The sequence below is a fragment of the Pseudomonas fluvialis genome (assembly GCF_002234375.1).
In the GTDB taxonomy this organism is placed as follows: domain Bacteria; phylum Pseudomonadota; class Gammaproteobacteria; order Pseudomonadales; family Pseudomonadaceae; genus Aquipseudomonas; species Aquipseudomonas fluvialis.
Genome location: NZ_NMQV01000005.1, coordinates 65,775 through 87,412, shown reverse-complemented (window position 1 = coordinate 87,412; position 21,638 = coordinate 65,775). Strand labels below are relative to the sequence as shown.

Sequence of the window (21,638 nt, the reverse complement as noted above, 5' to 3'; positions counted from 1 at the left end):
GGGCAGGCTGCCGCCATCTTGAGACATGAGGAGAGTTGTTCCATGGCCCATTCGTCCAGCAGCGTCTTCCAGGCGCTGCGTATCGCCGTGCTGACGGTCAGTGACAGTCGTACCCTGGAGACCGACAGCTCGGGACAAACCCTGATCGATGCCCTGCAGCAGGCCGGCCACCAGTTGGCTGAGCGTGCGCTGGTCAGCGACGATATCTGGCAGATCCGCGCACGCCTGTGCAGCTGGATTGCCGATCCACAGGTGCAGGTAGTCCTGATCACCGGCGGCACCGGCTTCACCGCGCGTGACAACACCCCACAGGCGGTGTCGCCGCTGTTGGAAAAAAGCGTGGACGGCTTTGGTGAGTTGTTCCGCCAGCTCTCGCTGCAGGAAATCGGCACTTCCACGGTGCAGTCGCGAGCCCTGGCCGGGCTCAGCAACGGCACCCTGGTGTGCTGCCTGCCCGGCTCGCCGGGCGCCTGTCGCACCGGCTGGCAGGGCATCCTGCAGGCGCAGCTGGATAGCCGCACGCGGCCCTGCAACTTCGTTGCGCACCTCAAGCGCCTGCCCGGTCAGGACGCCCAGTCATGCGGGCCGCGCTCATGAGCGGCTGCGGCTGCTCAAGCAGCATGCTGCGCCCGGTGGACGAGGCCATCGCGGCGCTGCTGGAACGTGTCCCCGGCGTACCGGAGATTGAAACAGTCAGTCTGCAGGACGCGTTGGGGCGTACCCTGGCGGAAACCTTGCAGGCGCCCTTTGCCGTACCGGCCTGGGACAACAGCGCGATGGATGGCTATGCGCTGCGCGCTGCCGATCTGCCGGCCGAGGGTGGCTGCCTGCCACTGGCTGGGCGGATTGCCGCCGGCGATGCGGCCGATACCTGCCTGCCGGCAGGCTGCGTCGTACGCATCTTTACCGGCGCGCCGCTGCCGCCCGGTGCGGACAGCGTGGTGGCGCAGGAAGACTGCCAGCTGCAGGGTGAACAGGTCTGCCTGCCGCCGGTGCAGGCTGGCCAGCATGTGCGCCGTCGCGCCGAGGAAGTGGATGCCGGCGCACCACTGCTGGCTCCCGGGCAGCGTCTGCGCGCCCAGGAAATCGGCCTGCTGGCCAGCTTCGGCATTGCCCGTGTGCAGGTTTATCGGCGTCTGCGGGTTGCCGTCCTGAGTAGCGGCAACGAATTGCGCGAACCGGGTGAAAGCCTGGCGCCGGGACAGATCTACAACACCAACCGCATTACCTTGGCGTCGCTGCTACGTGGCTGGGGATTACAGGTGCTGGAGTATCCGAACATCCCTGACGACCCCGCGCAGACCCGCGCAGCGCTGAGTCGCGCGGCCAGCGAGGCCGACGTGCTGCTCAGTTCCGGCGGGGTGTCGGTGGGCGAGGAGGATCATCTCAAGCAGGCCATCGAGGCGCTTGGTCAGTTGCACCTGTGGCGTCTGGCCATCCAGCCGGGCAAGCCGCTGGCCTTTGGCGAAGTGGCCGGCAAGCCCTGGCTGGGGTTGCCGGGGAATCCGGCGGCGGCACTGATTACCGCGCTGGTAGTAGGCAGGCCGTTCCTGTTGCGCTGCCAGGGTGTCGAGCGGGTCCTGCCGACGCCATTACGTCTGCCGGCCGGCTTTGCCTGGAGCAAGGCCAATGTGCGGCGTCAGTACCTGCGTGCGCGCTTTGTTGTGGCCGAAGAGGGGCAGGCCAGCGTCCAGCTGCACCCGCGGCAGGGCTCGGCGATGCTCAGTTCGGCCTGCTGGGCCGATGGCCTGGCTGTGCTGGAGTGCCAGCGTACCTTGCAGCCGGGCGACTGGGTGGACTACCTGCCGTTCAGCGAGCTGCTTGGCTGAAATTGATAGCCTGCTAAGGGGTCGCCGTTGATTACCGTCAAGGTTAGGCCCCGGGGCAGCTCCTATAGTGCCCGACTGTGTTTCGTCCCGGAGGGGAACCCATGCAACTGGTTTGTCCAGCAGGCAGCCTGCCTGCGCTCAAGGCAGCCGTCCGCCAGGGCGCCGATGCCATCTATGTTGGTTTCCGCGATGACACCAACGCTCGCCACTTCGCTGGCCTCAACCTGGACGAGAAGCAGCTGCAAACCGGCCTTGAGCTGATCCGCAAGGAAGGTCGCAAACTCTATGTGGCGGTCAATACCTATGCCCAACCAGGCGGCTGGCAGCGCTGGCAGCGCGCAGTGGATCACGCCGCCGAGCTGGGCGTGAATGCCCTGATCGCCGCCGATCCCGGTGTGTTGGCCTATGCCTGCAAACATCACCCGGACCTCAACCTGCACCTGTCGGTGCAAGGCTCGGCGACCAATGCCGCGGCCCTCAGTCTTTACCAGCAGCGCTACAACATCCGCCGCGCGGTACTGCCGCGCGTGCTGTCGCTGGCTCAGGTGCGCCAGGTGGCGGAGAAGAGCACGGTGCCGCTGGAGGTATTTGCCTTTGGCAGCCTGTGCATCATGGCCGAAGGGCGCTGCCACCTGTCGTCCTACCTCACCGGCGAGTCGCCCAACCTGTGTGGCGTTTGCTCGCCGGCCAAGGCCGTACGCTGGCAGGAGGATGCCGACGGGCTCAGCTCACGGCTCAATGGCGTGCTCATTGATCGTTATGCCAAGGACGAGCCGGCCGGTTACCCGACCCTGTGCAAGGGCCGCTTCATGGTCAATGGCCAGCGCTTCCACGCCCTGGAAGAGCCGACCAGCCTGAACACCCTGGACCTGATCCCGCAGCTTGCGGCCATCGGCATCAAGGCGGTGAAGATCGAGGGTCGCCAGCGCAGCCCGGCCTACGTCGAGCAGGTCACCCGGGTCTGGCGTGCCGCGCTGGATGCCTATGCGCGTGCCCCGCAGAGCTTCAGTGTGCAGCCGCAGTGGCGCAGTGCCCTGGCGACGCTCTCCGAGGGCAGCCAGACCACCCTGGGCGCCTACCACCGTTCCTGGCAGTGAGGAGCCAATGATGAAACTCAGTCTAGGTCCGGTCCTGTTCTACTGGACGCGGGAAAAACTGCTGAACTTCTACGCCGAGATGCTCGAGCAACCGCTGGATGTCATCTACCTGGGCGAAACCGTATGCTCCAAGCGCCGTGCCTTCGGCCTGGACGAATGGCTGGGGCTGGCTCGCGACTTGCGCGGCAGCACCACTGCCGAGCTGGTGATCTCCGGACTGGCGCTGGTCGAGGCAGCTTCCGAACTGTCCAGCCTGCGTCGTCTGTGCGACAACGGCGAGTTGCTGGTCGAGGCCAACGACATGGGCGCGGTGCAGTTCCTCAGCGAGCGCAAGCTGCCCTTCGTCGCGGGGCCGGCGCTCAATGTCTATAACGGGCATGCCCTGGCCGAACTGATCGATTGCGGCATGCAGCGCTGGGTGCCGCCGGTGGAGTGTTCCGGGGCGCTGATCCAGGACAGCCTGGAGCAGCTCGACCGCCTGGGCGTGGCGCGTCCTGAACTGGAACTGTTCGCCTACGGTCACCTGCCGCTGGCCTACTCGGCGCGTTGCTTTACCGCCCGTGCGGAGAACCGTCCCAAGGACGATTGCCAGTTCTGCTGCCAGAACTACCCCGAGGGGATTCCGCTGCTCAGTCAGGAGGGCGAGGCCTTGTTCACCATCAATGGCATCCAGACCATGTCGGCCAAGGTCAACAACCTGCTGGCCGACTATCCGCAGCTGCAACAGGTCGGCGCCGATCTGCTGCGTCTCAGTCCGCGTGCCGAAGGCATGGCTGAAGTTGTCCAGGCCTATCACGCGGTACGCCAGGGCAGCTTGCCGCCGCTGGCCGTGGAAGGCTGCAATGGTTACTGGCATGGTCGTCCCGGCATGCTGGGTGCCGAGGAGGCTGGCTTATGCTGAAGCTGACCCGCATGGCCCTGCGCGTGGGCGAACCGCTGCTGCCGCTGGGCCGGCATGTGCCGTTTCTGCTACAGCGTCTGGTGCTTGAGAAGGCCGTGGCGCGTTTGTTTGCCGAGCCGCTGGCCGATGGCGACTTCGACCTGTTGCAGGGGCGCTGGATGCGCCTGGAAGTCAGTGATCTCGGCCTGGCCTGGTGTATCACCCGTGATCGCAGTGGCTTGCGCATTGCCCAGGAAGCGCCGGTGGACGTGACCATCCGTGGCAACTGGCGGGAGTTCCTGCTCCTGGCCAGTCGTCAGGAAGACCCGGATACCCTGTTTTTCCGGCGTCGCCTGGTGATCGAAGGCGATACCGACCTGGGGCTGGGGATCAAGAACCTGCTCGACAGTCTCGACCCGGATAACCTGCCGCCGCGCCTCTGGCAACTGATCTGCCACCTGGCCATGGCGGCGCGCCCGGACGATCCGGCCGAGCCGGCGTTTCCCGGGGGCCGGTGAGTAGCGACCGTTGGGCGCCTGGTGGCTTTGAGCGTGGTGCATTGTCGCAGGGATCGGCTACGCTGCTTTCTGTCCGTTCGGACAGGGCGCTGGTGCGTGCGATGCCTGCCAGCCAATACAGCGAGAAGCAGAGGACACCCTTATGTCTGAGACCCTGACCCGTGGCGTGCAGGGGGTGCTTCGCGGCCTTGGTCTGCGCTCGATCAATGCCCAGTTTTTTTTCTCCTACAGCCTGATCTTCATTTGTGCCGCACTGACTGCGCTGGCCCTGTTCCTCTCCGATCGTGATGCCACGCAGATCGACCGCGCCGGTGCGCAGCGCATGCTCAGCCAGAAAATGGCCAAGGAAAGCATCCTGGTGGCGCAGGGGGCCATCCCGTTGGAAGCCCTGCAGAGCACTATCCAGCGCTTCGAACAGTCACATCGCCTGCTCCTGCAAGGTGACCCCAGCCAGGGCGTGGCACCGCTGCAACAGCCCGAAGTACAGCAGCGCATGCGCCAGGTCGATCAGCGCTGGCAGCAGTACCGTACCGTGGTGCTGGCGGTGGCGCAGGGCGATAAGCAGGCGCTGAGCTCGCTGGCGGGCGACTCCGACGCCTTGCTGGGGCAGGTCAACGAAGTGACTGCTCTGGTATCGGCTGATGCCAACCGTGCAGCCAGCCAGCAGCGCTGGATTGCCCTGGCCTCGACCCTGGCCATTCTGGTGCTGGTGGTGCTGGGCCGGGTGACGGGGATGAGCTGGCTGATGCGCCAGATCGACGAACTGCGTGGTCGCCTGGAAAAGGTCAGCCAGGGCGATTTCTCCGCGCCGTTGAATGCCCGCTATGCCGACAACGAACTGGGTGAAATCACCGAGTCGTACAACCGCCTGCTGCAACAGGTCGGCGAAATGATCGAGGCGGTACGGTGTTCGGCCGAGCAGGCCGCCGAACACTGCAACCATATGGCACGGATGGCGGCAGCCAGTGCGCAGAATGTGCAGGGTCAACAGGCCGAGATCGAACAGGTGGCAACAGCCATGCAGGAGATGCTCGCTACCTCGCAGGAGGTGGCGCGCAGCACGGTGGAGGCTGCACAGGCCGCCGATCTGGCCGAGAGCGAGACCAGCAAGGGGCATGCGGTGATGAATGTCTCGGTCGAGGCCATTCGTGGCTTGTCCGGGCACGTCGACGGTCTGGCCGAAGTCATGCAGCAGCTGCTGGCCGACAGCGCGGAGATTGGTCGCGTGCTGGAGGTGATCAGCAGCATTGCCGGGCAGACCAACCTGTTGGCACTCAACGCGGCCATCGAAGCGGCGCGCGCCGGCGAGCAGGGGCGTGGGTTTGCCGTGGTCGCCGATGAAGTGCGCAGCCTGGCGGCGCGCACACAGACCTCAGCCGGTGAGATCAGTGGTTTGATCGAGCGCCTGCAGCAACAGGCCGGGCGGGCCAGTGAGGCGATGGGCGAGTCGCGTCAGGGCAGCGAGCTGACCCTGCAGCAAATCGAATCAGCCCAGCTGGCCTTCGAGCACATTGTCGAGGCGGTGCAGACCATACGCGGCATGGCCACGCAGATTGCTACCGCCGCCGAGGAGCAGTCGCAGGTGGCGGATGATATGAATCGCTCGTTGCTGAGCATTGCCTCGGCGGCCGAACGTGCGGCGCAGAGCACCGGGGAGACCGAGCAGATCAGCCAGGCGGCGCGTCAGGATATGCTTGAGCTACAGGGGCTGACCGACCGCTTCCGCCTGTAAACGGAGCGGCTCGCGCTACGGGCCCTGGCTACTTGACCGAGCGCAGCCGGCGCTTGCCGCTGGAGGGGGCCTCAGGCGCAGGCTGAACCTGCATGCGGTCGCTGGCAATCAACTGGCACACTTCCTGGTACAGCTCTTCGGCGTCTTCCGCACTGCAGTCCTCGCCGTAGCGTTTTTTCAGACCGTACTGGCTGAGCACCAGATGCACATTGGCGGTGACGCCATGCTGGTCCAGGCAGCCACGCACGCACTGTAGCTGGCAGCCATCAATGGCCAGGATCGGCCGGCCTGAGTTGGCTTTCTTGACCAGCGAGGAAACCCGCCCGCCGACGCCGGCAATGCAGGACATCTCGGCCAGCCCGGCGCGATCCAGGCGTACCGCCAGGGTATTGGCCAGTTGCGCAACATTCGAACAGCCCGAGCAGGAATAAACCAGTGGGCGCTGGGGGTCTGGCATGGCGTCTCTCCTCTGGCAGGGCTGCCCGGCGGGCGGCTCACTCGCAGTAATTGACCAGGCTGGTGGTATCCAGCACGCGGATGTTGCGCCGCTCCATGGCAATCAGCCCGGCATCGATCAGACGATGCAGGATGCGCGAGAAGGTTTCCGGCTGGATGCCCAGCTGTGAAGCGATCAGGCGCTTGGGCACGCTGAGGTTGATCTGCCCGTCGCTGTTCTGCGCATTACAGAGATAACGCACAACACGACGGCTGGCATTGGCCAGGGTCAAGGTATCGATCTCGTGCAGGCGCTGGTGCAGACGAATACTGAAGCTGGCCAGCAGGTCCAGGCAGATCCTCGGCTGTTCTTCCAGCAGGCGCCGGTAGTGGTTGGCGTCGATGCTGACCAGTGTGCAGGCCTTGAGTGCAGTGGCGGTCACCGGGTAGTGGCGCGCACCGTTGAACATCAGTGCTTCGGCAAAGCTTTGCCCAGGGTGGATGACTTCGACGAGCTTTTCCTGGCCTTCCTGCAATACACGGGTCAGCTTGATCTGGCCGTTCTGCAGGACATAGAAACGATCCGCCGTATTGCCCTGGTGAAACACGCTGTCACCGGTTTCCAGGCGACGCAGGTTGGCCAGGCCACAGACTTCCTGGAATACGCCTTCAGGTAGTTTGTCGAACAGGTGATGGCGGCGCAGCAGTGTCAGGGTTGTCGAGTCGGATAGCATTGTCCACCTCCAGAGTAGTGATGGTACTGGCGTGAGGTGGCAGGCAACAGTCCTCCAAATGCCGGTTTGTACTGCCTCCTGCTGCCTATCTCCTTGGGGGTAGCGAGGCGTTCGGTCGCCGCCCTGGCGCCTTGTGCCGGGCGGCTTTGCACGGTGTCAGCGAGGTTTGCCGAGTACTTCGGTGTAGGCATCGGTAAGACTGACCATCTGTTGGAACAGGGTTTCGCTGGTAACGCTGATTACCGTCGGTACATAGCGGCCGTTTTCGGCAAGGGCGAAGCCGCTTCTCGAGTAACGCCAGTGGCTACCGCTCTTGCGCAGCAGTTCGCTGATGGCCGGGGTGTTCTGGCTGGCGCCTTGCAGCTCCTGCAAGGCCTGGTCGAACTCGTCGATGCTGCGTTGCAGCTGGTCTTGCAGGTCGGGCGGGGTAATCTCCTGGCTCTGCGCCAGATAGAGCAGGGCAATCCGCTGGCTGAGCATGCGCTGGCGGCCGCTGCGGTTGATCAGGTGCGCGGCATGCAGGTTACTGTCCTGCTCGACACGATTGACCAGTTGCTCGGCATTGGCCAGTACCTGCTGGCTGTGTACGACCACCTGGCGAGCCGTTGCCTGCGCCGGGGCTTGTTGCAGCAGCGCCTGATAGGTCTGCCAAAGGTTTTCCTGGGTTTCTAGCAGGGCGACCTGTGCGGGGTTTCCGGCATAGGCACGCAAGGCCTGCAGATTTTCGGCAAAGCGTTGCTGGCTGCTGTGCAGCTGTTCACGGGCCTGTTCGGCGCGTATTTCGCCGGCCAGCATCAGGTAGCTTTTAGCCATGCGCTGGCTGAGGAAACGCTGCATGCCCGCCACGTTGACGGCTTCGGCATGACTGAGGGCGGCCCAGCTGGGCAGGCTGCAGGCGAGTAACAGGGTGACGCTGAGAAAACGCACAAACAAGGCGGGCATGGGGGTAATCCTCTGACCGTACAACGGGACACGGCCGCTTGTGGCGGCCGTATGAAAAGCCCGCCCGTTGACGGGCGGGGTGGGTTGGCAGGTGCAGACTCAGTAGCTGTACTGCATTTGCAGCCAGAGCTTGTCGGTATCGACGTGCAGGTCGTCGGCGTCGTAGCGTGCAGCCTTGATCAGGCCGACCAGGCCTTTGACGCCAGGGATCGGCCGGGCGTAGGACAGGTTGTACTCGTCGCCGTAGTGGCTGCTGCCCAGTTCGGCACGGTAGTCGTGGTACATGCCGGTGAGGGTGCCGCCCAACAGGGGCAGGCTGGCGCTCAGGTAGCTGTCCTTGATGCCGTCGGCCGGGGTGGTGAGGAACATGTCGGCCCAGCCCTGGAAGGCGTGCTTGGTGGCCAGCGGAGTCTGGAAGGCGCGGTTGTCCGGGCCGCTGTCGCCGCCGAGGATTTCCAGGCCGCCCTTGAGGGCAACGCCGGACAGGGTATAGCCCAGTTCGGCCAGGTAGTACTCGCTGCTCAGCTCCAGCGGGTTGTCCGCATAGTCGCGCTGACGGGCATATTCCAGGGCATAGCTGACCCCGGCCAGGGTGCCGTTGAGGCGTGTGCCGTAGGTCTTGCTGGACAGGTTGCCGAGCATGGCCGGCTGGTTGACGTTGGCAATGTTGTCCAGGCCCAGCAGGTAGTTGTAGGCGGTGACGGTGAGTGCCGGGGACACCACGTACTGGGCATTCAGCAGGTGGCTGTGGCCTTCGATGTTGGCCGGGTTGGTGCGGTTGTCGAAGCGGTTGTCGCCCGGGCCGAAGATGGTGTTGATGTTGTCGATATAGGCATAGGTCAGGGTCAGCTTGTCGATCGGCTTGAGCTGGCCGAGCAGACCGTCATAGGTCTGCTCGTTCTGCCGCCAGGCGACCCCGCCGACGAAACGCTGGTTGTCCAGGTTGATACGCTGGCGACCGACCACCAGGTTGCCCTGGGCGAAGTCATAGCGCAGCAGCGCCTGGTTGATCTCGCTGCCATCCGGGTCGGCCACTACCGAGTTTCCTGCCACCAAGGTGCCCTGGCCGTTGCGGGTGTTGTTGTAGCTGGCGTCACCAATGCGGCTGGTGTTGTCGGCTTCGATAAGGCCGGAGAGACCGTACCATTTGCCCGTCTGGAAGCCGACCCGGGTGCGCAGGGTCTGGGCATTGGCATGATCGAGCGTATTGTCCTGGTCGACGTGCTCATAACGGTAACGGGCATCGAGGATCAGCTTACCGTCGTTGAACAGCTGGCTGATGTCTTCGGCCTGTGCGAGGGGGGCACTGAGGGCGAGGAGCGCGATATACAGCGGTTTCAGGGCGTGGTTGTTCATGAGGGTGCTCGTCCACTGGGTTGGTATGGGGTGGACGATAGGGGCGCATGGGGCGAATCAACTTGATGATTGTCAAATTCGCCAAAAGGCCGGCGTGGGCGCCAGGCGCGACAAAATGCCCGTCCAGCATGCCCCGAAGGCCCGTGTTTACGGGCCTTCGGGGCATACTGCAGGTTTTTACGCAGGGCGGCCTGTGACCTTATGTCGCGAGGGCTGGCGGGAACTCAGTGTGCTTGGCTTGCTCTGGGTCAGTGCCGACTTCAGCGCAGGTGTTCTGTGGCCCAGATGGCGGCTTCCACGCGTGAGCGCAGGCGCAGGCTGTGCAGCAGGTTTTTCACATGCACCTTGACCGTGCCTTCGGTGATGCCCAGTTTGCGGGCGATCATCTTGTTGCTGAGTCCCTTGGCGATCAGGCGCAGGACATCCTTTTCGCGCTTGGTCAGGCTGGCATTGGCATTCTGGCTGGCGTTGCTGGGTCGCTCGCGAATCGCCTGGGCGAGGATCAGGGTCAGCTCCGGGGTCAGTGCCAGCTTGCCGTTGGCGGCGGCACGCACCTGTTCGACCAGCTGTTCCGGGTCCATGTCCTTGAGCAGGTAGCCATCGGCCCCCTGGCGCAGGGCTTCCAGTACATGGCTCTGGTCGTCTGACACGGTGAACAGGATGATCCGTGCATCGACCTTGGCTTCGCGCAGGCGTTGCAGGGTTTCCAGGCCGTCCATGCCTGGCATGTTGAGGTCGAGCAGGATCAGGTCGGGATCCAGTTCGTCGACCAGGCGCAGGGCCTCTTCGCCGGTACCGGCTTCGCCGACCGGTTGCAGGTCGTCTTCCATGGCCAGCAGGTCGCGCATGCCGCGACGCATCAGTGGGTGATCATCGACCAAGAGGATGCGGATAGGGGCCTGCTCGTTCATGCGGTCTCCTGATGTAGGGGAATCTTGCGAAAGGATGGGGTGAAGTGCAGTTGCACGCGGGTGCCGCCCGCCGTGCGTGGGACGATCTCCAGTTGGCCGCCCAGGCTGCTGGCGCGCTCCTTGAGAATGCTCAGGCCATAATGGCCGCTGGGGCTTTCGCTGTGGCGAATGCCGATGCCGTCGTCATCGATCAGCACCTCGATATTGCCATCCTCGGCCTGGTGCAGCACCAGCCAGCAATGCGCGGCCTGGGCGTGCTTGAGCACGTTGCTGAGCGCCTCACGGACAATCTGCAGGCAGTGGATCTCCTCATTGGGCGTCAGCGGGCAGTGTTCCAATTGATAGTCCAGCTGGATACGCAGCCCGGAGTTCTCCATGAATTCCTTGCAGGTGGCCTCCACCGCAGGTTTCAGCCCTGGCGCATCGACACGGATGCGGAAGGTGGTGAGTAGTTCGCGCAGCTTGCGATAGGCCGCATTGAGCCCCTGCTCGATCTGCGCCAGGGTTTCACTCAGCTCTTCCGGTACGCCGCTGCGGCTGGCCTGGCGCTTGAGTCGGGCCAGTTGCAGTTTTTGTGCGGAAAGCGACTGGGCCAGGGAGTCGTGCAGTTCGCGGGCGATCACCGCGCGTTCCTCCATCAGCGCCAGGCGTGCCTCATGCTGACCGAGTTGCGCCAGGCTGAGCGAGGCGGCGAACAAGTCCGCCAAGGTCACCAGCAATTGCGACTGCCAGTCCTGTAGCGGTTGGCCATCGGGGAGTTCGACGTGCAGCACGCCCAGTGCCGCGCCGCTTGCGCGCAGATCAAAGCTGGCCAGTGGCAGGCCGGAGGGCAGCGGTTCACCCTGCTTGATCGGGCACTCGTCGCAGTGTGGCAGGCGGCAGTAGTCGGGTTGCCCCTGATGGCTGTTGAGGGCGGTGTGGCTGGTCTGCTCGGTGGGCTGGTTGAGGCACAGCGAAACCTGACCACTACCGAGCACCTGCTGCACCTTGCCGAGCAGTTGGCCCATCAGTCGCGAAGGATCGCTGGGTTGGCTGTAGAGCATGCGCGCGCAGTTGAGCAGTAATTGCAGGCTGGCATTGCTTTGTTGCAGTTCGGCGGTCTTGGCATCCACCTTGCGCTCCATTTCGCCGTACAGCTCACCCAGTTCGCGGCTCATGTGATTGAAGGTTTCGCCCAGCTGGCTCAGTTCGGTTTCGCCGGCGATATGTACCTGGCCGCTGAAGTCGCCGCGACTGACCTGGCGGGTCAGTTCGGTCAGGCGGCTGAGCGGGCTGGCCAGGTTGTTGTGCAATCCGTAGATCAGCACGAACGCAATAATCACGCTGATGAACAGGGTGGCGATCTGCAGGCCGCGGATGATTTCCAGCTTTTGCTCCGAGGCCTGTTGCAGGGTCAGGACGAAATGATTGAGCTCTTCGACGAAGTGCGGCAGCTCCTCGTGGTAGCGTAGGATGGTCGGTGCGGGGTTGTTCAGTAATGGCCGCATGTGCTGTTGCCAGTGCTGGCGCACTACGTTGTAGCGCTCGCTGAGTGTCGGGCCGCCATGCCGGGTCAGCGCCGAACGCAGGGATTGCGATTGCAGGGTGCGATCCAGGCCCTCGATGTGTTGCTGGAGCAGCGCCGGGTTGTCCTGCTGGGCGGTAATCGCCAGGCGATAGGCCTGCATGCGCAGGCTGCCGGCATGGTTGATGGCTTCCGCGTCGCCCTGCAGTGCGTCGGCGGTATACAGGCTGATCAGCATGCTCAGCAGGGTAAAGCTGATGATCACGACGAACGCCAGCAGGGTGTTGAATACCACCGAGTGACGTGGCGTGGGTAGTGGCGACGAGCTCAGGGGCATGGCTTGTAGGCGACTATCAATAGACCAATGTAAGGGTGACGGGTGTGGACGTCGTGCGAGTGCTAGCTAGCGCAGGAGTTTGAAGCTTTGCCAGGACATTGCAAGTAATGCTGGGTTATCACCAACGTTTTGGTGCTTTGGAAAAAAAGCCTTATTGTTTTTTGAAAACCATCCTATCTTCATGTTTTTTATATGTTTTTTATGTGAAAAAAGAGTACCGCCAAAGAGGTATTTGAGAGGGCTTGGCATATTTCTGCGGAAGATCCATTGATCAAGGTCAAAACACGCAGCCTTCTCTGGCCGGTAACGTGCCGATCAAGAAAGCAAAACCAGATGTTTTGCGATGGTTTTAGTGTTTGATCTAGGGGGCTCCATGAGCAATATCGAAAAGTGGGATGTGGAGAACCAGGCGTTCTGGGAATCCACCGGCAAGAAAATTGCCAACCGCAACCTGTGGATATCCATTCCCAGCTTGCTGATGGGGTTTGCCATCTGGCTGATGTGGGGCATCGTGACGGTGCAGATGATCAACCTGGGCTTTCCCTTCGAGCCGTCTGAGCTGTTTGCCCTGACCGCCATCTCCGGCCTGACCGGTGCCACGCTGCGCATCCCGGCATCGTTCATGATTCGTATCGCCGGCGGGCGCAACACCATCTTCCTGACCACCGCGCTGCTGATGATTCCGGCCATTGGCGCCGGCATCGCCCTGCAAGACAAGACCACGCCGCTGTGGGTATTCCAGTTGCTGGCGTTCCTCTCCGGTATCGGTGGCGGCAACTTCGCCTGCTCGATGAGCAATATCAGCACCTTCTTTCCCAAGAGCCAGCAGGGCCTGGCGCTGGGCCTGAATGCCGGGCTGGGCAACTTCGGCGTAACCACCATGCAGATCCTGATTCCTCTGGTGATGACCGCCGGGGTGTTCGGTGCGCTGGCCGGTGCTCCCATGGAGCTGCTCAAGGACAGCGGCACACTGATCGGCAAGATTGCCGCCGGTACCGAGACCTGGATTCAGAACGCCGGCTGGGTGTGGTTGCTGTTCCTCATCCCGCTGGCTTTTGCCGGCTGGTTCGGCATGAACAACCTGTTGGCGATTACCCCCAACCCGGGTAACCCGCTGGCCGCCTTCGGCAAGATTATCGGTCTGTACCTGGTCGGTTTCATCACGGCGGCGGTGGGTCTCTACCTGTACCTGCCGGCGCCGGTCGGCCTGGGTGTGTTGAACATGTGGGTGACCATGGTGCTGATCATGGCGGGCACGCTGTTCATGCTGCGTATGCTGCCGGGCAGCATCAAGCCGAACATCCAGCGCCAGTTCACCATCTTCAGTGACAAGCACACCTGGTCGATGAGTGTGCTGTACATCCTCACCTTCGGTTCGTTCATCGGTTTCTCCATGGCGCTGCCGCTGTCGATCACCGTGATCTTCGGCTTCATGAACGAAGTGGCCGCCGACGGCAGCATTACCCGTGTGGCCAATCCCAATGCGCCAAGTGCGCTGACCTATGCCTGGATCGGTCCGTTCGTCGGTGCGCTGATTCGTCCGCTGGGCGGCTGGATCTCCGACAAGGTCGGCGGCTCGATCGTCACGCAGATCATTTCCGCGGTGATGGTGGTGGCCTCGGTGGCAACCGGCTACGTGATGCACCAGGCCTATGGCTCCAGCCAGCCTGAGCAGTACTTCTTCACCTTCCTGTTGCTGTTCATGGTGCTGTTCGCTGCATCGGGTATTGGCAACGGCTCCACCTTCCGCTCGGTCGGGGTGATTTTCGACCGTGAAAAGGCCGGCCCGGTACTGGGTTGGACCTCGGCCGTGGCGGCTTACGGTTCTTTCGTCGCGCCCATCGTCATCGGCGACCAGATCAAGGCGGGTACCCCCCAGGTAGCCATGTACGGCTTCGCGGTGTTCTACGCGCTGTGCATGGTCCTCAACTGGTGGTTCTACCTGCGTGCCAATGCCTACGTGAAGAATCCTTAACCGAGTGGAGTGATCGCCATGCGCATCCTCATTGCCTATGACAATTCGCGTAATGCCAAGCTGGCCCTGCAACGCACCATCGACATGTTCAAGCCGCTACAGCCGCTGATCATGCTGGTGGGGGTGGTTGAAGACAGCCTGGACAGCAGCGACGACGCCGACACGCTGTTCCAGCGGCAGAAGGCGGAATTTCGCAGCTTCCTGCACGAAGCCGCCGAGCAGGTGGGCCAGCAGGGCCTGGATGCCGAAGTGATTCTGGCCGAGGGCGATGCCCGCAAGATGATTCTCAAGGCGGCCGAGCACAAGAAACCGGACTTGCTGGTTATCGCCCGCCACAGCAACGAGCCGGACGGTGGCTTCATTTCCCGTTCGCTCAACCTGCTGGTCGACGAGCTCGACTACATGACCTTTGGCAGCGTCAGTGCCTTCCTGGCGCGCCGGGCCCCGTGCCCGGTGCTGATCCAGTCCTGCCAGTAGGGCCAAGGAGTACGCGGTAATGAAAGTCTCTGAACTGTTCAACTGGAAACAACCGGAAATCCGAGCCCTGCACCTGACCTGGATTGCGTTCTATATCTGCTTCTTCGTCTGGTTCGGCATGGCGCCGCTGGCCTCCAGCATGCTGAAGAGCGTCGACTGGCTGACCCCGGAAGACCTCAAGCTGTTCGCCATTGCCAACGTGGCCCTGACCATTCCGGCGCGGATCATCGTCGGCATGGCACTGGATCGCTTCGGTCCGCGTCGGGTGTTCTCCATCCTGTTGGTGGTGATGGCGGCGCCTGCGCTGTTCTTTGCCTTTGGTGATACGCGCACCCAGTTGCTGGTCTCGCGGCTGGTGCTCAGCTCGGTAGGTGCCAGCTTCGTGGTCGGCATCCATATGACCGCCATGTGGTTCAAGCCCAAGCACATCGGCTTTGCCGAAGGCTTCTATGCCGGCTGGGGCAACTTTGGTTCAGCAGCGGCAGCGATGAGCCTGCCGGCCATTGCCATCCACATCTTTGGTGGCCCGGAAGGCTGGCGCTGGGCGATTGCCAGTTCGGCCATCATCATGGCGCTGTATGGCGTGTACTACTGGTTCGCCATCACCGATGGCCCCAAGGGCACCGTGCACCACAAGCCGCACAAGGCCAGTGCCATGGAAGTCAGCACCTGGGCGGACATGATCAAGCTGATCCTCTGGACCATTCCGATGATCGGTGTACTGGGCATTCTGGTCTGGCGTGTCGAGAAGCTCGGTTATCTGAGCAATGTCGGTGCATGGATCTGCTACGGGGTGATCATTGCCGTCGTGCTGTATCAGATCGTACAGATCCTGCGCGTCAACGTGCCGATCCTCATGAAGGGTGTGCCGGAAGACGACAAGTATCCCTTCAACACCGTGGCGGCATTGAACTCCACCTACTTCGCCAACTTTGGTGCGGAGCTGGCGGTGGTGTCGATGCTGCCGATGTTCTTCGAGGAGACCTGGGGCCTGACCCCGACGACTGCCGGGTTGATCGCCGCTTCCTTTGCCTTCGTCAACCTGGTGGCGCGTCCCATGGGCGGCCTGGTTTCCGACCGTTTCGGCAACCGCCGCTTCGTCATGCTGGCCTACATGTTCGGCATCGGCATCGGCTTCGTGCTGATGGGCCTGATGAACTCGAAGTGGCCGCTGTTCATCGCCGTAGCCATCACCGTGGCCTGCTCGATGTTCGTGCAGGGCGCCGAGGGCGCCACCTTCGGGATCATTCCATCGATCAAACGACGCATCACCGGGCAGATCTCCGGCATGGCCGGGGCCTACGGCAACGTCGGTGCGGTGGTCTACCTGACCCTGTTCACCTTCGTTACCCCTTCGCAGTTCTTCCTGATCATCGCCGCCGGGGCCTTTGTCAGCTTCGTGCTGTGCCTGCTCTGGCTGAAAGAGCCGGAAGGGGCCTTTGCCGATGAGTACTACGTGTCCTCCGTGGATAAGGAACGCGCCGCCCGCCAACACGCTTGAACCTGAGTAAGCCATGCGCCGGGTGATCCGGCGCGTCATAACCGTTGATAGGTAATCCGGCCAGACTTGTGTGCCAGAGCCGGGATGAGGAGAAGAAAGATGAGCCACTTGCTCGACCAACTGCGCTTCTTTAACAGGAAGCAAGGTGAGTTCGCCAACGGCCACGGAGAGACCCGCAAGGAATCTCGTGACTGGGAGAACGTCTACCGCTCGCGCTGGCAGTACGACAAGATCGTGCGCTCCACTCACGGGGTCAACTGCACAGGGTCGTGCTCGTGGAAGATCTACGTGAAGAACGGTCTGATCACCTGGGAAACCCAGCAGACCGACTACCCGCGTACCCGTAACGACCTGCCCAACCACGAGCCGCGTGGCTGTCCGCGTGGCGCCAGCTACAGCTGGTACATCTACAGCGCCAACCGCCTGAAGTACCCCAAGGTACGCAAGCCACTGCTCAAGCTGTGGCGTGAAGCGCGGCGCAGCATGGCCCCGGTTGAAGCCTGGGCCAGTATCGTCAGCGACCCGGTCAAGGCTGCCAGCTACAAGAGCAAGCGCGGCATGGGTGGCTTCATCCGTTCCAGCTGGGACGAAGTCAACGAGATCATCGCCGCGGCCAACGTCTACACCGTCAAGCAGCACGGCCCGGACCGCGTGGTCGGCTTCTCGCCGATTCCGGCGATGTCCATGGTCAGCTACGCAGCGGGTAGCCGTTACCTGTCGCTGATCGGTGGCGTGTGCCTGTCCTTCTATGACTGGTATTGCGACCTGCCGCCGTCCTCGCCGCAGGTGTGGGGCGAGCAGACCGACGTGCCGGAGTCGGCCGACTGGTACAACTCCAACTACATCATCGCCTGGGGCTCCAACGTGCCGCAGACGCGTACCCCGGACGCGCACTTCTTCACCGAAGTTCGCTACAAGGGCACCAAGACCGTGGCGATTACCCCGGACTACGCGGAAGTCGCCAAGCTCACCGACCTCTGGCTGAACCCCAAGCAGGGCACCGACGCCGCGCTGGCGCAAGCCTTTGCCCATGTGATCTTCAAGGAATTCCACCTGGAGAAACCCAGCGCGTACTTCCGCGACTACGCCAAGCGCTACACCGACCTGCCGGTGCTGGTACTGCTCGACGAGAAGGACGGCAGCTTCCGTGCCGACCGTTTCCTGCGTGCTTCCGACCTGGCCGACAACCTGGGGCAGGAAAACAACCCCGAGTGGAAAACCATTGCCGTCGACGGCCAGAGTGGCGAGCTGGTTTCGCCGCTGGGTTCCATCGGCTATCGCTGGGGCGAGAAGGGCAAGTGGAACATCGAGGCCCGTGAAGGCAAGGACGGTCGTGATGTCGACCTGCAACTGAGCCAGATCGACGGCGGCGAAGCCGTGGAGGTTGCCTTCCCCTATTTCGGTGGCCAGGTGCACGAGCACTTCGCACACGTTGAAGGCGAAGAAATCCAGCTGCGCCGGGTGCCGGTGAAGAGCCTGACCCTGGCCGACGGGCGCAGCGTCAAAGTGGCCACGGTCTTCGACCTGATGGCCGCCAACCTGGGTATCGACCGTGGCTTGGGCGGCAAGCATGTGGCGGCCAGCTACGATGATGCCAGCGTACCGGGTACCCCGGCCTGGCAGGAGCAGATCACCGGAGTGAGCCGCGAGAAGGCGATCCAGATCGCCCGCGAGTTCGCCGACAACGCCGACAAGACCCATGGCCGTTCCATGATCATCGTCGGCGCGGCGATGAACCACTGGTACCACATGGACATGAACTACCGCGGCCTGATCAACATGCTGATGTTGTGTGGTTGCGTAGGCCAGACCGGTGGTGGCTGGGCCCACTACGTTGGCCAGGAGAAACTGCGCCCGCAGTGCGGCTGGCTGCCCCTGGCCTTCGGCCTGGACTGGCACCGTCCGCCGCGCCAGATGAACGGCACCAGCTTCTTCTACAACCACAGTTCGCAGTGGCGTCACGAGAAGATGAGCATTCACGAAGTGCTCTCGCCGCTGGCCGACAAGTCGCAGTTCCCCGAGCACATGCTCGACTACAACATCCGTGCCGAACGCGCCGGCTGGCTGCCCAGCGCCCCGCAGCTGAACCGTAACCCGCTGCAGATCACCCGGGATGCCGCTGCGGCCGGTATGGATGCCAAGGACTACGTGGTCAAGTCGCTGCAAGACGGCTCGCTGCGTTTCTCTTGCGAACAGCCGGACAGCCCGGTCAACTTCCCGCGCAACATGTTCATCTGGCGTTCCAACCTGCTGGGTTCCTCCGGCAAGGGCCACGAGTACATGCTCAAGTACCTGCTGGGTACCAAGAACGGCGTGATGAACGAAGACCTCGGCAAGCGTGCCGACGGCTTCAAGCCGACCGAGGCGGAATGGCAGGACGAGGGTGCCATCGGCAAGCTCGACCTAGTCACCACCCTGGACTTCCGCATGTCCTCGACCTGCGTGTACTCCGACATCGTCCTGCCGACCGCGACCTGGTACGAGAAGGACGACATGAACACCTCGGACATGCACCCCTTCATCCACCCGCTGTCGGCCGCTACCGATCCGGCCTGGGAAGCGCGTTCCGACTGGGAAATCTACAAGGGCATCGCCAAGGCCTTCTCGCAGATGGCCGAAGGCCACCTGGGGGTGGAAAAGGACCTGGTCACCGTGCCGCTGTTGCACGACACGCCCGGTGAGCTGGCGCAACCCTTCGGTGGCAGCGATTGGAAAACCGCCGGCGAGGCGCCGCAACCGGGCAAGAACTGCCCGAACATGACGGTGGTCGAGCGCGATTACCCGAACACCTACAAGAAGTTCACCTCGCTCGGCCCACTGCTCGACAAGCTGGGCAACGGCGGCAAGGGCATCAACTGGAACACCGAGCACGAGGTCGAGTTCCTCGGCGAGCTGAACTACAAAGTGCGCGAGGAAGGTGTCAGCAAGGGGCGTCCGCAGATCGAATCGGCGATTGACGCTGCCGAAGTGATTCTCTCGCTGGCCCCGGAAACCAACGGCCATGTGGCGGTCAAGGCCTGGGCGGCGCTGTCCGAGTTCACCGGCCGCGACCACAGCCACCTGGCGTTGCCCAAGGAGCACGAGGCGATCCGCTTCCGTGACATCCAGGCGCAGCCGCGCAAGATCATCTCCAGCCCGACCTGGTCTGGCCTGGAAGACGAGCATGTCAGCTACAACGCCGGCTACACCAACGTGCACGAGTACATTCCGTGGCGTACCGTCACCGGCCGTCAGCAGTTCTACCAGGATCACCCCTGGATGCTGGCTTTCGGCGAGGGGCTGCAAAGCTACCGGCCGCCGATCAATACCCGTTCGACCGGGTATGTGAAAGGCAAGATGAGCAACGGCAATCCGGAAATCTGCCTGAACTGGATCACCCCGCACCAGAAGTGGGGTATCCACAGCACCTACACCGACAACCTGATCATGCTCACCCTGAGCCGTGGTGGTCCGATCGTCTGGATGTCGGAAATCGATGCCAAGAAAGTGGGTATCGAGGACAACGACTGGATCGAGTGCTTCAACGCCAACGGCGCGCTGACCGCGCGTGCGGTGGTCAGTCAGCGGGTCAAGGAAGGCATGGTGATGATGTACCACGCCCAGGAACGCATCGTGAACGTACCGGGCGCGGAGAGCACCAAGACCCGTGGTGGCCACCACAACTCGGTGACCCGCGTGGTGCTCAAGCCCACCCACATGATCGGTGGCTACGCGCAACTGGCGTATGGCTTCAACTACTACGGCACCGTGGGCTGCAACCGCGACGAATTCGTCGTGGTACGCAAGATGAACAAAGTCGACTGGCTCGACGGCCCTAACGGCGACGCATTGCCGCAACCCCTGCCGCAGGATATTTGAGGAGTACTGCCATGAAGATTCGTTCACAAGTCGGCATGGTTCTGAACCTGGACAAGTGCATCGGCTGCCACACCTGCTCGATCACTTGTAAGAACGTTTGGACCAGCCGTGAAGGTATGGAATACGCCTGGTTCAACAACGTCGAAACCAAGCCCGGTATCGGCTACCCGAAAGAGTGGGAAAACCAGGAAAAATGGAAGGGCGGTTGGGTGCGCAATGCCGACGGCTCGATCAATCCGAAGATCGGCGGCAAGTTCCGCGTGTTGGCGAATATCTTCTCCAACCCGGACCTGCCGAGCATCGACGACTACTACGAGCCGTTCGATTTCGACTACCAGCATCTGCACACCGCGCCGCTGGGCGACCACCAGCCGGTGGCCCGCCCGCGTTCGGTGATCTCCGGCAAGCGCATGGAGAAGATCGAGTGGGGCCCGAACTGGGAGGAAATCCTCGGTACCGAGTTCGCCAAGCGCCGCAAGGACAAGAACTTCGATGCCATCCAGGCGGACATCTACGGTCAGTACGAAAACACCTTCATGATGTACCTGCCGCGCCTCTGCGAGCACTGCCTCAACCCGGCGTGCGCGGCCTCGTGCCCGAGCGGTGCGATCTACAAGCGTGAAGAGGACGGCATCGTCCTCATCGACCAGGAAAAGTGCCGCGGCTGGCGTATGTGCATCAGCGGTTGCCCGTACAAGAAGATCTACTTCAACTGGAAGAGCGGCAAGTCCGAGAAGTGCATCTTCTGCTACCCGCGTATCGAAGCCGGCATGCCCACCGTGTGCTCGGAAACCTGCGTGGGGCGCATCCGCTACCTCGGCGTGCTGCTGTATGACGCCGACCGTATCCAGGAAGTGGCGAGCACGCCGAACGAGCATGACCTGTACACCAAACAGCTGGAAATGTTCCTTGATCCCTTCGATCCGAAGGTCATCAAGCAGGCACTGGCCGATGGCGTACCGATGTCGGTGATTGAGGCCGCACAGAAGTCGCCGGTGTACAAGATGGCCGTGGACTGGAAACTGGCCCTGCCGCTGCACCCGGAATACCGCACCCTGCCGATGGTCTGGTACGTACCGCCGCTGTCGCCGATCCAGAACGCCGCCAGCGCCGGCAAGGTGAGCATGGACGGCGTACTGCCGGACGTCGACAGCCTGCGTATTCCGCTGCGCTACCTGGCCAACCTGCTCACCGCGGGCGACGAGAAGCCGGTCAAGCTGGCCCTCAAGCGTCTGCTGGCCATGCGTGCCTACAAGCGTGCCGAACAGGTGGACGGCGTACAGGACCTGCAGGTCCTGGAAAGCGTCGGGCTGTCGGTTGCCCAGGTCGAGGACATGTACCGCTACCTGGCGATCGCCAACTACGAGGATCGCTATGTGATCCCCACCGCGCATCGCGAGCAGGCCCTCAGTGACACCTATGCCGAGCGTTCCGGCTGTGGCTTCAGCTTCGGCAGCGGCTGCAATGGTTCCTCCGACACCAACATGTTTGGTGGCAAGAAAGCCAACAAGCGTGACGTGCTGAAAACCGTCCAGCTGTGGGAGGACTGAAC

At 62.7% G+C, this 21,638-nt stretch carries 17 protein-coding genes and 1 pseudogene; 12 read left to right on the top strand and 6 right to left on the bottom strand.

The window, feature by feature from the left end:
• The first annotated feature begins 42 nt into the window (after positions 1-42).
• The 7 genes and pseudogenes from moaB to CFY91_RS16380 all read left to right on the top strand — a co-directional run bounded on the left by moaB (position 43) and on the right by CFY91_RS16380 (position 6,056).
• Positions 43-597, top strand: coding sequence for a molybdenum cofactor biosynthesis protein B (moaB, locus tag CFY91_RS03985; RefSeq protein ID WP_093985054.1), 555 nt, complete (start codon positions 43-45; stop codon positions 595-597).
• Complete coding sequence (locus CFY91_RS03980; RefSeq protein WP_093985223.1) at positions 594-1,829, top strand: molybdopterin molybdotransferase MoeA; 1,236 nt, start codon at positions 594-596, stop codon at positions 1,827-1,829. The genes moaB and CFY91_RS03980 overlap by 4 nt, the downstream gene beginning before the upstream one ends.
• A 101-nt stretch (positions 1,830-1,930) precedes the next feature.
• Positions 1,931-2,926 (top strand): ubiquinone anaerobic biosynthesis protein UbiU, encoded by a 996-nt coding sequence (gene ubiU, locus CFY91_RS03975; RefSeq protein ID WP_093985053.1) that lies wholly within the window; start codon positions 1,931-1,933, stop codon positions 2,924-2,926.
• A 10-nt stretch (positions 2,927-2,936) separates the two neighbouring features.
• Complete coding sequence (locus CFY91_RS03970) at positions 2,937-3,827, top strand: U32 family peptidase (protein ID WP_093985052.1); 891 nt, start codon at positions 2,937-2,939, stop codon at positions 3,825-3,827.
• Positions 3,821-4,324, top strand: coding sequence for a ubiquinone anaerobic biosynthesis accessory factor UbiT (gene ubiT, locus CFY91_RS03965; protein WP_093985051.1), 504 nt, complete (start codon positions 3,821-3,823; stop codon positions 4,322-4,324). The genes CFY91_RS03970 and ubiT overlap by 7 nt, the downstream gene beginning before the upstream one ends.
• A 142-nt stretch (positions 4,325-4,466) precedes the next feature.
• Positions 4,467-5,195: pseudogene (locus tag CFY91_RS16385) on the top strand (type IV pili methyl-accepting chemotaxis transducer N-terminal domain-containing protein); the annotation flags it as partial.
• 18 nt (positions 5,196-5,213) lie between these two features.
• Positions 5,214-6,056, top strand: coding sequence for a methyl-accepting chemotaxis protein (locus CFY91_RS16380; protein WP_371870531.1), 843 nt, complete (start codon positions 5,214-5,216; stop codon positions 6,054-6,056).
• A gap of 28 nt (positions 6,057-6,084) precedes the next feature.
• On the opposite strand, the gene CFY91_RS03955 is transcribed toward CFY91_RS16380, so the two are convergent.
• From CFY91_RS03955 to CFY91_RS03930, 6 genes are all read right to left on the bottom strand, one after another.
• A complete protein-coding gene (locus tag CFY91_RS03955; RefSeq protein ID WP_093985049.1) occupies positions 6,085-6,513 on the bottom strand; it encodes a putative zinc-binding protein in 429 nt (142 codons plus the stop codon).
• 37 nt (positions 6,514-6,550) lie between these two features.
• Complete coding sequence (locus tag CFY91_RS03950) at positions 6,551-7,225, bottom strand: Crp/Fnr family transcriptional regulator (protein WP_093985048.1); 675 nt, start codon at positions 7,223-7,225, stop codon at positions 6,551-6,553.
• Positions 7,226-7,381: 156 nt separating this feature from the next.
• A complete protein-coding gene (locus CFY91_RS03945; protein WP_093985047.1) occupies positions 7,382-8,167 on the bottom strand; it encodes a type IV pili methyl-accepting chemotaxis transducer N-terminal domain-containing protein in 786 nt (261 codons plus the stop codon).
• Between the two features lie 99 nt (positions 8,168-8,266).
• A complete protein-coding gene (locus CFY91_RS03940) occupies positions 8,267-9,523 on the bottom strand; it encodes an alginate export family protein (protein ID WP_093985046.1) in 1,257 nt (418 codons plus the stop codon).
• Between the two features lie 260 nt (positions 9,524-9,783).
• A complete protein-coding gene (narL, locus tag CFY91_RS03935) occupies positions 9,784-10,434 on the bottom strand; it encodes a two-component system response regulator NarL (protein WP_093985045.1) in 651 nt (216 codons plus the stop codon).
• Positions 10,431-12,275, bottom strand: coding sequence for a type IV pili methyl-accepting chemotaxis transducer N-terminal domain-containing protein (locus CFY91_RS03930; protein WP_229727175.1), 1,845 nt, complete (start codon positions 12,273-12,275; stop codon positions 10,431-10,433). Before CFY91_RS03930 ends, narL begins: the two co-directional genes overlap by 4 nt.
• A 373-nt stretch (positions 12,276-12,648) precedes the next feature.
• On the opposite strand from CFY91_RS03930, the gene CFY91_RS03925 reads away from it, so the two are divergent.
• From CFY91_RS03925 to narH, 5 genes are all read left to right on the top strand, one after another.
• On the top strand, positions 12,649-14,250 hold the full coding sequence (locus CFY91_RS03925) for an MFS transporter (protein WP_093985044.1): 1,602 nt from the start codon (positions 12,649-12,651) through the stop codon (positions 14,248-14,250).
• An 18-nt stretch (positions 14,251-14,268) separates the two neighbouring features.
• On the top strand, positions 14,269-14,727 hold the full coding sequence (locus CFY91_RS03920) for a universal stress protein (protein ID WP_093985043.1): 459 nt from the start codon (positions 14,269-14,271) through the stop codon (positions 14,725-14,727).
• A gap of 19 nt (positions 14,728-14,746) precedes the next feature.
• The gene (locus CFY91_RS03915) at positions 14,747-16,228 is read left to right on the top strand and encodes an MFS transporter (RefSeq protein WP_093985042.1); all 1,482 of its coding nucleotides are present in this window, start codon (positions 14,747-14,749) and stop codon (positions 16,226-16,228) included.
• A gap of 99 nt (positions 16,229-16,327) precedes the next feature.
• A complete protein-coding gene (locus CFY91_RS03910) occupies positions 16,328-20,086 on the top strand; it encodes a nitrate reductase subunit alpha (protein WP_093985041.1) in 3,759 nt (1,252 codons plus the stop codon).
• 11 nt (positions 20,087-20,097) lie between these two features.
• Positions 20,098-21,636, top strand: coding sequence for a nitrate reductase subunit beta (gene narH / locus CFY91_RS03905; RefSeq protein ID WP_093985040.1), 1,539 nt, complete (start codon positions 20,098-20,100; stop codon positions 21,634-21,636).
• Positions 21,637-21,638 lie beyond the last annotated feature (2 nt).

Excerpts from the sequence above, each read along its gene's own strand:
- CFY91_RS16380 (WP_371870531.1), top strand. The coding sequence starts at position 5,214 with ATGATCGAGGCGGTACGGTGTTCGGCCGAGCAGGCCGCCGAACACTGC.
- CFY91_RS03915 (WP_093985042.1), top strand. The coding sequence starts at position 14,747 with ATGAAAGTCTCTGAACTGTTCAACTGGAAACAACCGGAAATCCGAGCC.
- ubiT (WP_093985051.1), top strand. The coding sequence starts at position 3,821 with ATGCTGAAGCTGACCCGCATGGCCCTGCGCGTGGGCGAACCGCTGCTG.
- CFY91_RS03980 (WP_093985223.1), top strand. The coding sequence starts at position 594 with ATGAGCGGCTGCGGCTGCTCAAGCAGCATGCTGCGCCCGGTGGACGAG.
- CFY91_RS03925 (WP_093985044.1), top strand. The coding sequence starts at position 12,649 with ATGAGCAATATCGAAAAGTGGGATGTGGAGAACCAGGCGTTCTGGGAA.
- CFY91_RS03945 (WP_093985047.1), bottom strand. The coding sequence starts at position 8,167 with ATGCCCGCCTTGTTTGTGCGTTTTCTCAGCGTCACCCTGTTACTCGCC.
- CFY91_RS03970 (WP_093985052.1), top strand. The coding sequence starts at position 2,937 with ATGAAACTCAGTCTAGGTCCGGTCCTGTTCTACTGGACGCGGGAAAAA.
- CFY91_RS03950 (WP_093985048.1), bottom strand. The coding sequence starts at position 7,225 with ATGCTATCCGACTCGACAACCCTGACACTGCTGCGCCGCCATCACCTG.
- narH (WP_093985040.1), top strand. The coding sequence starts at position 20,098 with ATGAAGATTCGTTCACAAGTCGGCATGGTTCTGAACCTGGACAAGTGC.
- CFY91_RS03910 (WP_093985041.1), top strand. The coding sequence starts at position 16,328 with ATGAGCCACTTGCTCGACCAACTGCGCTTCTTTAACAGGAAGCAAGGT.
- CFY91_RS03940 (WP_093985046.1), bottom strand. The coding sequence starts at position 9,523 with ATGAACAACCACGCCCTGAAACCGCTGTATATCGCGCTCCTCGCCCTC.
- ubiU (WP_093985053.1), top strand. The coding sequence starts at position 1,931 with ATGCAACTGGTTTGTCCAGCAGGCAGCCTGCCTGCGCTCAAGGCAGCC.
- narL (WP_093985045.1), bottom strand. The coding sequence starts at position 10,434 with ATGAACGAGCAGGCCCCTATCCGCATCCTCTTGGTCGATGATCACCCA.
- CFY91_RS03930 (WP_229727175.1), bottom strand. The coding sequence starts at position 12,275 with ATGCCCCTGAGCTCGTCGCCACTACCCACGCCACGTCACTCGGTGGTA.
- CFY91_RS03920 (WP_093985043.1), top strand. The coding sequence starts at position 14,269 with ATGCGCATCCTCATTGCCTATGACAATTCGCGTAATGCCAAGCTGGCC.
- moaB (WP_093985054.1), top strand. The coding sequence starts at position 43 with ATGGCCCATTCGTCCAGCAGCGTCTTCCAGGCGCTGCGTATCGCCGTG.
- CFY91_RS03955 (WP_093985049.1), bottom strand. The coding sequence starts at position 6,513 with ATGCCAGACCCCCAGCGCCCACTGGTTTATTCCTGCTCGGGCTGTTCG.